The sequence below is a fragment of the Cytobacillus sp. IB215316 genome, assembly GCF_033963865.1.
Classification (GTDB): Bacteria; Bacillota; Bacilli; order Bacillales; family SM2101; genus Nanhaiella; species Nanhaiella sioensis.
Genome location: NZ_JAXBMC010000004.1, coordinates 249,086 through 263,703, shown reverse-complemented (window position 1 = coordinate 263,703; position 14,618 = coordinate 249,086). Strand labels below are relative to the sequence as shown.

General features: G+C 36.2%; 6 protein-coding genes. 2 read left to right on the top strand and 4 right to left on the bottom strand.

Annotated elements, in window-relative coordinates:
* Positions 1 to 431: 431 nt before the first annotated feature.
* Positions 432 to 800 carry a hypothetical protein gene (locus SLH48_RS10040; RefSeq protein ID WP_320258032.1) on the bottom strand — a complete coding sequence of 123 codons (369 nt, stop codon included), beginning with the start codon at positions 798 to 800 and terminating at the stop codon, positions 432 to 434.
* Between the two features lie 546 nt (positions 801 to 1,346).
* Here SLH48_RS10040 and SLH48_RS10035 point away from each other — a divergent pair.
* Complete coding sequence (locus SLH48_RS10035) at positions 1,347 to 4,538, top strand: S-layer homology domain-containing protein (RefSeq protein WP_320258031.1); 3,192 nt, start codon at positions 1,347 to 1,349, stop codon at positions 4,536 to 4,538.
* Between the two features lie 568 nt (positions 4,539 to 5,106).
* Here SLH48_RS10035 and SLH48_RS10030 read toward each other — a convergent pair.
* Complete coding sequence (locus tag SLH48_RS10030) at positions 5,107 to 8,721, bottom strand: S-layer homology domain-containing protein (protein WP_320258030.1); 3,615 nt, start codon at positions 8,719 to 8,721, stop codon at positions 5,107 to 5,109.
* Between the two features lie 483 nt (positions 8,722 to 9,204).
* Here SLH48_RS10030 and SLH48_RS10025 point away from each other — a divergent pair, with 483 nt between their 5' ends.
* The gene (locus tag SLH48_RS10025; RefSeq protein ID WP_320258029.1) at positions 9,205 to 10,221 is read left to right on the top strand and encodes an S-layer homology domain-containing protein; all 1,017 of its coding nucleotides are present in this window, start codon (positions 9,205 to 9,207) and stop codon (positions 10,219 to 10,221) included.
* A gap of 140 nt (positions 10,222 to 10,361) precedes the next feature.
* Here the strand turns inward: SLH48_RS10025 and SLH48_RS10020 are convergent, their stop codons facing one another.
* Positions 10,362 to 12,812 (bottom strand): S-layer homology domain-containing protein, encoded by a 2,451-nt coding sequence (locus tag SLH48_RS10020; protein WP_320258028.1) that lies wholly within the window; start codon positions 12,810 to 12,812, stop codon positions 10,362 to 10,364.
* Between the two features lie 91 nt (positions 12,813 to 12,903).
* Positions 12,904 to 14,340 (bottom strand): S-layer homology domain-containing protein, encoded by a 1,437-nt coding sequence (locus SLH48_RS10015; RefSeq protein WP_320258027.1) that lies wholly within the window; start codon positions 14,338 to 14,340, stop codon positions 12,904 to 12,906.
* Positions 14,341 to 14,618: the final 278 nt, after the last annotated feature.

The following is a 14,618-nucleotide window of genomic DNA, read 5'->3' as shown; positions in this document are numbered from 1 at the left end:
TTGTAGTAAATAAGAAGGTAGAATCATATAGGTAGGAAAATGACAGCCATTGATTATTTTTGGAGGTAGTTTTGCAGAGGTATTAGGAAGTCAATAGTATAATATTGGTAATAATTTATTAATTTTCATAATAATGTTATAAGTATTGAAGAATTTTTTAATCGTCTAGTTCTGAAACAAGCTGGGTTTCAGAACTATTCAAATCAATCGTACTAACATTGCAAGGGTAAAATAGGTATCAATAAAAATACAAAAAACATTTTCTCCTTATATCATATGTCTTGGGCCAGCTCCCAAGATATATGCCACATTCATTCAATATGTTGATTAAATAACTTAAACCACTCACGTTACTCTAATCTGAAGTAGTATCTTGCTATACACATTAACTCACTTACGGCATGCTAAAAGTGGCTAACTGAACAATGGTTTTATTCAGGCTCTATCAAGATATTTTCGACATTTTCACCACCTCTGACTGCTTGTACATTAATCGTCATATTGGTGTACTCGTTTTTCAATTTATCGGCATATTTTTTTGCTATTTCTTTTGCATCCTGATCACTTACGTTATCTTCTAAGACAAGCGTCCCAACAGCAGTGTCGTCATTGACGTACACTTGTCCACTTATTACCCCTTCTTCATCCTCTAACTGTTTAGTCAAATCTTCATTTTGATTGGCATGCGCACCTCCCTGTTGTGCATTTTGCTCAGTTTCATTTTTTTCACCTTCATCATTCGTACACCCTATTAGTGCTACAGACAACATAAAATATGCCATCATTTTTTTTATGACCATGCTTCCTTCCTCCAAACCATTTTGTACTTTTTCACCATGAGATTACTGAACAATAACATTTTCATATTTTACCTATTTTATATCCAATATATACAATGATGTCATTTAATAAGGATGTTTCGCATTAATTGTTGCTTTTCGTTCTAAGAGATAAGCTCCGTCATCTTTTCTAAATGATTGAAATTTCATAAATCTCTTTTGTAAAAATGGCAACAAAGTATACAAAAAGAGCCTATCATCAATCATGAGGATGCTTCTTAACTGGAATTTTGACTTCAGAGTGAATTTAATGAACTACTACTAAAATCAACATGACCTAAACTACATGCAAATCCCTCAAGTTGTAGACTTCTTGTAATTTACAATTAATCATATATTCCAATAATGATTATAAAATGTCGTTCCATTTCTTTAGTACATGGGTCGACAGTACTCACGAGAATTATGTCTAATAGCTTACTAGATTGCTTTAAATATGACTAGATTTATAGTATTCTTAAATTGGTAATTACTAGTTTTTAGCGAAAATTAAGGAGGTATTTCCATTTGAGTTATAAAAAATTTGTAGCATCAACTCTATCAGCTGCTCTCGTTACAAGTATAGCTGTTCCATCTTCAATACATGCAGAGATTTCATTTACAGATTTAAAAGAGGGCGAAACATTCTATACAGAGGTAAAAACATTTGTTGAAAAAGGCATTATTACCGGCTACCCCGACGGTACGTTTAAACCGTATCAATCGCTATCAAGAGGACAAGCAGCAAAGCTTTTTACCCGCGCTCTTCAGCTTGATATTCCAGATAATGTCGATGAGTTAATTGAAGAGTATACTGATATACTTCCAGGCTCAGAATTTGCAGATTACATCGCAGCCATGAAGAGTGCTGACCTCTTAAAGGAAAATGGTGAAAACGTATTTAATGCAGGTGCACCCCTTACGAGAGATGTCATGGCTATGTGGCTCGTGAAGGCATTTGATTTACAAGAAAATAATGATGTTGAAGTAACGTTAACAGACTTGCATACAATTGAATCAGAGTACGTAAATGCTGTAAAGGTACTGTTTCAAAATGGCATTACGACAGGAAAAAATGATGGGTCATATGCCCCTAAGGAAGCGGTAAAGCGAGGACAATTTGCGGCATTTATGTATCGGTCTATCTACCAAATACAATCTGTTGAACGCGTTCCTGACATGACTTTCGATATAAGTGAAGAAGTAATATTACCAGAGACTGTGGAAGTAACCTACAACGATGGAAGAAATGGTGAAGTAACAGTAGACTGGAATGATGAGGAATTTGATTTTTCAGTTCCAGGTATTTATGAACTAGTAGGTGCAATACCTGGAAGTGCGAAGAAGGTATATTCATACGTAAAAATTGAAGACGTTCCATTAGAAATTAGAAAAATAACTTCTCCAAATTTACGTCAAATTGAAATTGAATTAAACCATGAAAGGTTTAACAATGCGGTTTTGGAAAATGAACAATATTATTCAATACTTGACAACCAAGATGACGAACTTAATATTGCTCAAATTCGTACGAGTGGCAACAAAATTTTTATTACACTTGATAAAATACAACAAAACAATTCAAGTGCCCTCGTCACAATTGACGAGATAATTACTGGCGAAGAACATGCACAAACTGTAAACTTTCTAGATACAACGATTCCAGAGGTCGTTGATGTTGTAGCGATTAGTACAAAAAATATAAAAGTGAGTTTTTCAGAAGCGATGGATTTTGATGCGATCCACGGCGAAGATATTACTAATAGAGACATAAAGTCAGCGTTTGAGATTGATGATGACGAATATTCGATTCGATCAATAACCGTTATTGAGAATGGTAATGGAGTTAATATAGAGCTATATTCTAACATTGAAGAAGGAGAACATACACTCGTTCTTGATAGCACTATTCGAGATTATGCTAATTTTAAAATCAAAGAATCATCAATTCCGTTTCATGTTGAATATGACGAAACTAAGCCGGAGCTAGAAAAAGTCACAAATATTTACCCTAACCAATATACACTCGTATTTAATAAGGATATTGAACTTGATGACGATAACGACATCGAAGAGCGCTTCCATCATTCTAGCCGATCAATTGACGCAAAAAATGTATATCAAAAGAGTGCTCGAGAAATCGTTGTCATTTTTGACCAGGAACCGTTAATTGAAGATCAAACAGAAATATTCATAGATTCATCTGCAGTTGCCGATCTATGGGGTAATACAAATCCGAGTATATCAGAAATGATATATTTAAAAGATGACGAAACACCTCCAATTATTGAAGCAGTAGAGATGATTAGTGAAGATGATGCGAAAAGTAGCTATGTCCAACTACTTGTTACATTCTCTGAGCCGATACAAACTGACTCAGCTTTAGAGGATGAAAACTTCATGTTATATGATGATGCTGGTGATGACATATCCATAAAAAAAATCGAAAAAGATAAAGAATCATATACTGATCAAGTATTTGTTGTAACGCTAAATACACGTTATGGCGATTTCTCAAAAAGTGAATATACATTAAAAGCTTTTGACATTCAAGATTTATTTGGAAATGATTTAGATGAAAATATGTATTCTTTCTTAGCTGGAAGCGAAACTCCACCACAAGATTTTACTGCAAATGCATTTGTTAATGATGATGAGCTTTATTTCATTGTGGACTTTACAGAAGAAATGATGACAAGTGGTCAGTATTCCATAATTGATTTAAGCAAATATGAGCTTTCTATAGATGATAAAACAGTACTACTTGAAGAATTAGATGATGATAAATACTTAAACGTAGATATCAATCCATATGATGCAGGAGAGAAGGCCGAAATCGTTATTAGAAAAACTGGGACTAAAGCAGAGAAATATGATAGCTTCTATAACGATGTTAAAGAGGCAATCGAAGATAATGATTTAGATGACATAACATTGGCTATTGGCAGAGTTGCTGACAAAAATGATAATCGAACTCCAAGTTTATTAAATATCATAAAACTTAGTTCCGAATCTAATTTTTCAATTTCACATAATGATGTAATAGCCTTAACAACTGAAGAAATATCACTATCATTTTCGGCGCTTATTTATGATTTTGATCCCAATGATCTCATAGTATTTACTGATAAAAATAACAACGAAGAGCTCGACTCAAATGAAGTATTAACAATTAAAGACTTTGACCTAGACTCTAATGACAATGAAACTACCATAACAATTACAATAGCAAATACGTTAGATCATGATGCAACTTTCCGAGGAGACAATATTTATATTACCTCGTCTGATGATACGAATACAAAAAATCGATTTGGCCAAACATTGGATGTCGATAATATTATCGTACTAGATAAAATTTCACCTGAGATTGAAAAAGATGACGATAATACTGATGAAAAAGTATTCGTACATTCCTTGAAAGGCGATGATGAAAAAGCCGTCATTAGTCTAACCTTTTCAGAGGAAATTGATGACAATACATTATCTCGACTTTCCTTTGAAGTTGGTGGTGGAAAATATGAAGTAGAAACTACAGCCGTTGATCAAAACATTGTTTACCTTATTGTCAACCTAGATGGAGATGAAGTCGAAGACCTTATTGGTGAATTCGTTGAACAACTTGCCCCTATTACTGATCTTAATAACAACGCTATTAGTGATATAGAAGTTTCTATTGTTGATGAAAAAAGTGAAAAGAATTTAGGTTTAATTTCTTAAGCACGTAAAGGATTATATAACAGCTTTTATTTAAATAAAAATACACCCTAAAAGAGAGCGTGTGGCATCTCGAAAAAGGGTGTGTTTTTTTAGATTCAATAATAATATTTTCTATATTTCCTTTCACCATAAACTACTTGAATAATAGATTGTCATATTTTTTACATTCCTATTTTAATACCTATTAGCAATTTCATAGACCCCTATTGACATTCATAGCTTCTCTTAGAAAGCATTATGGTTTTTATTTAGAATTCTCTATGTTTTGTCACATATAATTGTCTCTCATCAATCCCTAGAATTTCCACCCTTATTAAACCTATATTACAGCTATAGTAAAAGTAGTTGATGAACTGCAATCTCTCCATGTAGAACATAAAATAAGTTCACTTAAGCAAACTTTTTAAATTAAATTTCAAAAGTTGATTTGTTAGTTCTCCAAGCAAAATATCTAAGTTTTTTTACCTCGTTATATGCTTTGGGTTTCCTAGTTACTCTATTTAGGTATAAGAAAAGGAATAGAACAAAGTTCTATTCCCATAAAAATTTAATTATAATAGTTTATTTATTACTGAACGTCTACTGCAACTGTAATTGTACCAGTATTTGCATCTTTACCTGAAGCAGTATGAGTTACTGTAAATACTACATCTGAATTTCCATCTGCTAATAACTCACCAGTAGCGCTATAAACTAGAGCTGCAGTAGTTGAATCCACAGCAATTGTGAATCCATTAGCAACTGCTGGTAATTCAATTGTTCCCGCAACTGCATTTGGTGTTGTAGCATGAGCTAAAATTGCTGCAGCTACACCATCAACTAAAGCTTGTTCTAATGCTTGTAAATCACCTTCGTTTGTCACAGATCCTTGATCAGCTGGATCTAAAGCTTCAAATTTTGCTCTAGCATCTTCAAGCTCATCTTGAGTAGATGCAGCATCTAAGTTACCTATTTGCACCATAAGATCTGCAATAGGATCTACAACTATTGAAGAAACAGTATATTCAGTACCTGATTCTACAACAACATCGTTAGCATCAGCGATGTCAAGAGCTTGAGTTATATCAACATCATATTCTGTGTTATCATCATTAGCATCAGCTGTAATAACAACTACAGAAGCGTCACCAGCATCTAAAGCAACAGTATCTACTGTAAATCCTTCAACAGCATAAGTAAGTTTTGATATGCTGGCTGGATCAAGGTCTTCAGAGTAATTTAGTTTAAATGTTGCTTGCTCGTCTTCATCAATTTCGCCATCACCATCTAGATCAGTGAAAGTTACTGTTACATCATCCTTATCAGTAGGAGTTTTCTCAACAACAGCAACAATAGCATCGCTCGCTTTTTCTTCGTCAGCATCTACAATTTCAACTTTCTCGCCAAAGCCATTTTCTGTATCAATTAATGTAGCGTCAGCAATTGTTCTAACTTCAATCAACTCGTCAGAACCATTATAAGTACCATTAGTATTTAACGTACCATCAGCAAGTTTGAATGTAATAACTGATCTACTTCCTGAGTTATCGATAGAAGCACCAATTACTTCATTTTCTGTTAGTTGAGTAGCACCTTGATATAGTTCGAAATCATCAGCATCAAAGTCACTTACTAGATCATCAAGAGTAAGAACTAATTCATTTGTTGCAGTAGCTTTGTAGTCATAAACGCCAACTGATCCAGCTCCAGCAATACCAACATCACCTGATAAAGCTGCTGTTTTGTTACCTGCAGCGTCTGCTACTCTTGCAATTTCAAGTGACCAGCTTGTGAAATCACCTGCTGCATCTACTGAATCTGTATCGAAATCAATTTCTGCTTTAGATTTTTTCACTTCAATTTTAACTTTAGAATCTTTATCAAATGCAGTAATTTTTACTCCGTCTTTATCTAAAGAAGCACCATTAAATTGGTATTTAGATAAATCTAACACTGAGTAATTACCTTCAGTAGCCATTCCTTCACCAAAGTCAATTACTAAAGTTTCTACATCGTCACCGTCATCGTATAACGTTGCTTCAAAGTTAGTAAATTCTGGTGGAGTTTCATCTTCTACAGTAAATGTAGTTTCAGATGAATCAATAGCATTTCCAGCTTCGTCCTCAACATCATCAACTACTAATGTGTAGTCGCCATAGATTGGATCATCTAAGTTGATGATCACTACATTAGTAACGTCATTACCATCTTCATCTTCAGCGAAATCTACATCGTCAATAATATCTTCTTCGTCTCCATCTTCATTAAGAAGTGTGTAGTTACCTTTAACTTCAGCAGTATCATTAAGAGTTTCACTGAAAGTTACTTTTAATGAAGATTGAGAAATTGCTTCAATTTTATCTACAGTTGGAGCAGTTTCATCAACTTCAACATCTGCAGTAATTCTTAAAGTTTGTTCGTTTTCGTTATTCCATAAATCACGAACAGTTTCACCATCTACATATAAGTATGCAATTCCGTTTGGAAGTGAATCATCTTCAGCGAAAGTTACATGAATTTCATTACCATTTTTAATTTCAGCTGTTAAAGCATGGTTAGAAGTATTCGTGTGATAAATAGCTTCAAGTTCTGTACCAGTTAACTCATTCGTACCATTAGTGAATTCAATTACTTCATTGAATACTAATGTCGCTTTACGTGGTGATACATTTTTCACTTCAACAATTGTTGGAGCTTCAGTATCTTCTACAACTTCAAGTTCAATTGCAGATGGTACTACACTATATCCAGCGTAATCTTCAAGATCATTCGTCACGTTTAGAGTTGCTGTACCCTCTTCTAAGTCAGAGTAGAAAGAAACGATAGCTTCTGTTTCTGTTTCGTTAAATTCAACACTCTTAACAAATTGAGAACCATCATCTAAAGAGAATGCATCTCTCACATCAGTAGTTTCAGCTTGGTTAATTGGTTCACTGAACATAACCTTAATAGCTTTACTTCCAACAACTTCAGCGCCAACAGCTTCAGGAATAACTGTGTCAAAGAAGTAAATTTCTTCTTGAGTATACTCTTCGCCTGTTACATTATCATCAATTTCTAATGATAATTTCGCTTGGTTTGGTACATTGTCTTCAAATGTTACTACAGCAACGTTTCCGTCTAAAGCAACACTTTGCACTTCAACTTCATCATCGCTAGCATCAAGGAATGTGTAGTTGTCTACATCTTCAACTTCGTCAGCTACTAATAAGTCAGCTGAATTGAATACAACTTCAACTTGCTTAAGGTTAAGTGCACTAGCACCAACAACCTCAGGATCAACTGGAGTAAATCCTTCTAATGTATCAACAGCTTCACCCATATAAGATAAAGTGTATTCAACACCAGCTTCTTGTACAGAAGTTGTAAGACGTACTGTAGTCATACCTTCAGCAGCTGCTTCAACTTCCTCTTCACCAGCTTCTTCTTCAACAAGAATTTCAGCTTCTAATACTTCAAGGTCGTTGTCAAAAGTGAAGTCTTCAACATTTACTTCTTCAAGTACGCTGTTGAATACTACGTCGATAGTCGTGCTATCTACAACAGTTACTTCAGCAATTGCTGATGCTTCCATATTTAATGAACGGTATAAGAATGCTGCGAAGTTTGCACGTGGTACACTTCCGCTTCCATCATAAGTACCGTCTTCTTTACCAGTTGTAACACCGTTTTGGAATAAGATTGCAACGTTCTCTCTGTGAGACTCATCAATTAAGTCTAAGTCAGTTAAAGTAACTTCAACCTCGTCATTTGCTTCTAAGCCGAATGCACGAACAAGAACTGAAGCCATTTGAGCACGAGTTAACGTATCGCTTGCTCCGAATACACCGTTGCTACCTTTGAAGATTCCAGCAGCTTTTACTGCAGCAGCAGCTTCTTTAAGCTCTTCATCAGTTGATTCTGCTACATCATCAAAAGAAGTTAAATCTTCAGGAACTTCTAAGTTAAGAGCACGTTGGAATAATTTCGCAGCTTGACCGCGAGTTAATTCAACTTGAGGTCCGAATGTTCCGTCTGGGAACCCGTTGATAATTCCTTCATTTGCTAGTTCAGTAATGTACATATGAGCCCAATGGTCAGCTGACACATCAGAGAAGCTAGCACTTTCAGCGCTTGCTGCAACTGGTCCGATTGCAGTTGCTACTAAAGCAGCTGATACCGATCCAGCTAAAAATTTACGATAAGACTTTGGTTGGTAAGCCATTAGATAATTTCCTCCCTTTTGCTACTTGTAATTCTAAATTTAAGGTAATTCAATTTAAGAGAATATGTACTTAATAAGCCATGTTAGTAAGCTATAAATCTCTTAAACCCAATTATAAACAAGTACTAGTATAATTATTTCAGGAACAAATGTCAACGAATTCCTGTTAACAATTTATTTCCATAAACAAATACTAGTCTTACAACTACTATTCTACAAGAAATGTCAGTTTATGCAAGAGTTTAATTGCTTTTTTTAAAATTTGCCAAAGTTTATTTATAAGTCTATACCTAAGATGTGGTTCGTCTTACAAATAAATGGTGCATCGTTTCTACTATTAATGGATGCTAGATATGAACATTTCAGTATATGTATTTTGGAGGGGGGTTATTACTATATTTTAAACTTAATTGTTACAAAACTGTAAACTAAGTCAATAGATTAATATGGTAAAATAAATTATGTGTAGAAATTTAGCAAACGATGCGTAATTTTCCAAATGATGAGGTGGTTCTTATTATTAGACGTTTTAGTTTCATAATAGTTACATTATTTATTGTATTTTTTTCTAATACGATAAGTACATATGCTGCAGCGCAAAATTATGACGTGTTAATGCCTGCTGCGAAAAAGTATATCGGTGTTCCATATAAATACGGCGGCACAACTGTGAGTGGCTTTGATTGCTCAGGTTATGTACGTACCGTACTAGCTCAAGCTGGAATCTCTTTACCGAGAACAACTGGTGAGCAATACAATAGTGGAGTAACAGTAGATAGAGCTAATCTCCGTATCGGCGATCTCGTCTTTTTTAACACGAGCGGTAGTGGCGTATCTCATTCAGGTATTTATATTGGAGATGATCAATTTATTCATTCTCAAAATGGTAAGGGGGTCTCAATTAGCTCTTTAAATGACCCTTATTATTGGAAAGCTCGTTATTTAGGTGCAAGACGGTACCTTTCTTATGACTTACAAGTAGCTTCATTCCATGATATCCCGACGACGTACTGGGCGTATAATGAAATTGAAACATTAGCTACAGATCGATTGATCATTGGATATGAAGATAGTTATTTTTATCCGGAAACAATCATTACAAAGGCTGATGTAGCCGCATTACTCGCCGTAGCGATGAATTTAGATATGTCTAACCGAACGGAAACGTTTAAGGATGTATCAAGTGATCATTGGGCTGTAGGTGCGATTAATGCACTGCAGGAACTAGGAATTAGCGGTGGTGATGAAGGAAACTTCAACCCAGAAAAAGGTCTCACGAGAGCACAGCTTGCAACATGGTTTGCCACGCTGTTTTCACTAGAAGAGGCGAAGGAACCGATTGAGTTTACTGACGTTGATGCATCCCACTGGGCATACGATGCCATCCAAAAGCTCGCCGCTTCAGGCATTACAACAGGATATGAAGATCAGTCATTCAAGCCAGACGCGGAAATAAACCGTTCACAATTTGCAGCATTTCTCTATCGTGCCTTGTACTAAGAATTTTCAACTATTACATAATTGTTGTTTAATAAAGTCATACATAGATATCGATGATGATTAATGAAATGCTACCTATAGAATTCTCAAAAGCTAAAAAGCGATACTCCACCGAGGGAGTATCGCTTTTATATTTGATGCTATTCAAGAAGCATCGTTCGCATAACATATAGTGCAAATTCAGCACGTGTAATGTCGTCAGCCGGTCGAAAGGTCTGCTCAGGAATGATGCCGTTATTTGCTAATAGGTTAATATCTTCATAGTTCCAATATGCTTCATCTACATCTGTAAAGATCTTGTTTGTTGTAGCAGGAATATATTTATCTGTGTAGGCACGGGCTAAAATAGAGACGATTTGTGATCTAGTCAAATATTCATTCGGACGCAACTTTCCTCCTACACCCATTAAGCCATTTGCTTCAGCGATAGCCATTGCTTCATAGCCTAAATCACCTATATTCATGTCTGTTGCTTTTACTTCATAGCCTTCTGGAAGCTTCAAATCAAGTGCTCTTACTATGATTACCGCTGCATGTCTTCTAAGCAGTGTATGATTTGGTTTGAAAGTGCCATCTTCATAGCCATTGATGACCTCATTCATATGTAAATACGAGACCGCTGCTGCCAGGTCATCATCCTCAATATCTGGAAAGATCGTGACATTACCTTTGTGTACATTCACCGATGCGATATAGCCACCCATCTCATTGCCTAGCACTTCATAATATACATAATGGATCGCAGGGTCGTTATTTTCAAAGGGTCCTGCAATTATTTGAAGCGGTGTGTAGTCAAAGACATTTTTCACTGTGTCTCCATCGAGCTCATCGCTAAACTCCGAATAGGATGCATGAGCATTGTTCGTATATACAAGGTCACCATTGCTTAAGGGCTGAGCTGTTTGCGTCATTAACCCGTCCCATTGATAGGACATCGTTGGAAAACTTAGTTGTTCTGGTGCATTAGTATCATCATAAACAACATCAAAAGGTGGTATTTGTTGAACATCGACTAAACTATGCTCACGAATAGCCTCAAAGACACGCTCTTGATAAGGGGCTTGTTCATGTTCAATATGCGGGTCATTTTGCTTAGTTAATCCGTCATATGCCATGATCGTAAAATACCAGTCTTCAATAATGCTTCGGTCATGCTCGTTAATTTTCGGTAGTTTGCTTGATTCCCAGTATTCATTTAACAGTTGTGCTGCGACCTCTACATTATAACGTGTGTCGGTCTCTAATTGATGACGATCAATCCCTCGTTCATTCATTTCCTCATCAGACAGCCTTATTTGCATCATGCCAAGCCCGCCGTTCTCTGAGATGATAGGGTGCCCATCGTCATCAAATTGCATCATGCCTGTTTCAACATATGCAATCGCTTTTAGTACTTCTGCTGGAATGCGATATTCATTGGCTATTTCTGATAATAGCTGCTTTTTTTCCAGAAACGTTAAGCTGTTTTGAAGGTTCAATTGCTCGTTAGTAATCTTACTTTCTTCTATATTATTATACGTTATTCTTAACGACTCGGAGCCACGGTTAAATCCTACCTCTTCATGCTGCCGTGTAATAAATTTAACACGCTTAAATGTATAGCTATCAAACACCCAGGAAAGATTAGCTTGCAGCTCGGATGGACTATACCAACTAGCTGATGGACTACTCGTCTCAATTGTACCAATCGTTATTGGTTTATATATACCTTCTCCGTCTTGGCCAATTAAAAAGATTGGGTTGTTACTTATTGAAGATGTATGGAACTGCAAATTATAATAGGAACGATCCCGCATGTTCTTCTCGTAATCAAGAAGATATAAATCCATCGGCTCCCTTACTTCATACTCGCTTGAATTGAGCACTTCACGCCAATATTCCTGAATATTAACATTATCGAATGGGGTCTGAATGATGCCATTTAATTGAGCATGATCCATAATGGCTAGCTCTGTACCAAATAACTGTACGTAATCCTCCGCCAAAATTTCTGCTAGCCCCCATACATAATCCCCTGACCCGTCACTATGAGCTTTGTGATTTGTTGAAAGGCTTCGAACTTCAGCGTAATTACTTTTCATCCACTCATCAGGCTCTAGATTCTCACCTTCTATTAAATGATAAAATGTAAAGTGATGGCCATATTCATGCGATAATGTCTGAGCAATTTCTGGCACTGTCGCGAAATCATCGACACCATATAAATAAATCTTCCTGTCTGGTAAAAGAGACCACTTTGTTCCACGTAATTCATAAAGTGCAAAATACTGTCCTAGTGTTTCGTCTCCGGCAGGATAGTCAGGGAGAAGAACAACCTTCCCTAATAGTTCAAGCTCCTCACCGTGCTTATTACGCAATAGCTCCTGTTCAACTTCAATAAGCTGCTCTTCTGTTTTCCATTTGGAGCTATAGCTTTCAATCGTTACACCACTATCACCTGTATAGCTTTGCATTAACGTGTAATAATCCTCGTACTGAAATTGGGCTGCTGTCGTTGTCTTCGTTTCATCAAATACTGCTGCTTCAACGTCAAGCGTATAAGCAAGCATGAATACACATGAAATGACAAACAACCGAAGTAAATTTTTCAATATGTACACCACCTGTTTTTTCTATCATTCTACTATAAAAAAAGTCTAGACGTATCAATCTAGACTTCATCTACATATATGTTTAAATATTTTACTTTTCAAGTGTAAGCGTCCGTTTTAAAAACAGTGAAAATTCAGCTCGCGTAACATCATCTTCCGGTCGAAACGCCTGATCGTCAGTAATGCCATTATTCGCTAGTAGATTAATATCCTCATAATTCCAATACGTTTCATCCAAATCTATAAATGCTACATTTGTTGTAGCCGCTTCGTATGTACCTGTATACGTACGAGCTAATATTGAAGATATTTGCGATCTCGTCAAATATTCATTAGGACGCAGCTTTCCGCCGACACCCATTATGCCATGAGCTTCAGCAATGACCATCTCATCATAGCCTAGTTCGCCCTGTTCCATATCAGTTGCCTTCATCTTATAGCCCTCAGGTAGCTTTAAGTCAAGAGCCTTCACTAAGATAGACGCGGCATGTCTACGCAATAAAGTATCGTCCGGCTTAAATGTGCCGTCTACATGACCCGAAATCATACCCTTCAATTGTAAATAAGTAACTGCTGCTGCTACTTCACGATCTTCGATATCAGGAAAAACTGAAACGTTTCCTTGCTGAAGATTAGAAGATGATATGTATGCGTCTACTCCGTTCCCTTTTACTTCGTAATAAACAAGATGGTTTGCATCGTTATCACTTTCAAAAGGTCCACTCACGATTTCTAAAGGGGTATAGTGTGGTAAATTGCCAGCATGTTCACCATCTACATCATGACGAATATATGAATATGACGCAGCATTATTTAATGTATAAACTTGATCACCTGTCGTTAATAACTGAGTTGACTTTGTAGCTAGCTCGGGCCAATCATAAGAGGCTACAGAAAAGGTCATCAGCTCCGGCTTGTCTGGATCAGCATAAGTAATATCTACTTTTGGTATGTCCTTAATATCTAGTAAACTATTTTCACGAATGGATTGAAAGACCTTCTCTTGGTACGGCTCATTCTCTTCCAAGTTTGGATCATTCCTCTTTGATAAACCATTGTAAGCCATTACTGCAAAATACCAGTTTTCAATCACAGTAGGGTCATGATCATTAATAATAGGAAGGAAATCCCACTCCCACTTCTCCTTTAAAATACTTGCTCCTACTTCAATATTATAGCGTAGGTCAGTCTTTAAGCGCTCCACGTCTATGTCACTAGTAAGCTGCTGTTCCTCTGTAAGAGTAATTTGCATCATGCCAATGCCGCCATCCTCTGAAATATGTGGCGTGCCATCCTCATTAAATTGTGTCATATCCGTTTCTTTTTGTGCGATAGCCTTTAATATCTCAGGCGGAATACCGTATTCAACAGCAACCTCCCATAATAATTGTTTCTTTTCAGCAGTTGTCAATTGTACGACCTCATCTTTTTCGATCGATGCTGTTGTCTCTGCGACCGCTTGTATGCTAGGCTGCCCTGATAGCAATATGAATGACGAAAGACAGGCCGCTGGTAGTATCTTCTTCAATATCTCCACTCCTCTTTTTTCTATTATTCTACTACAAATGATGCTCAGTCGCTAATAGACTTTAATGAATGTTACTAAATGAGCATTATGTTTTAGTAAATGTTACACGATTACATCCTCATCAAGCTTTTCACTACATATGTCCTAGTATATTATGTACCTACTTTCGCACAAAAAACATGCTAAATCCCGCTTCAGTAACATGATAAAGTTCAAACATTGTGGAGCCATAAAATAAAAAAAGGTGACTCATAGGGTCATAGCTCACTCTATTACGA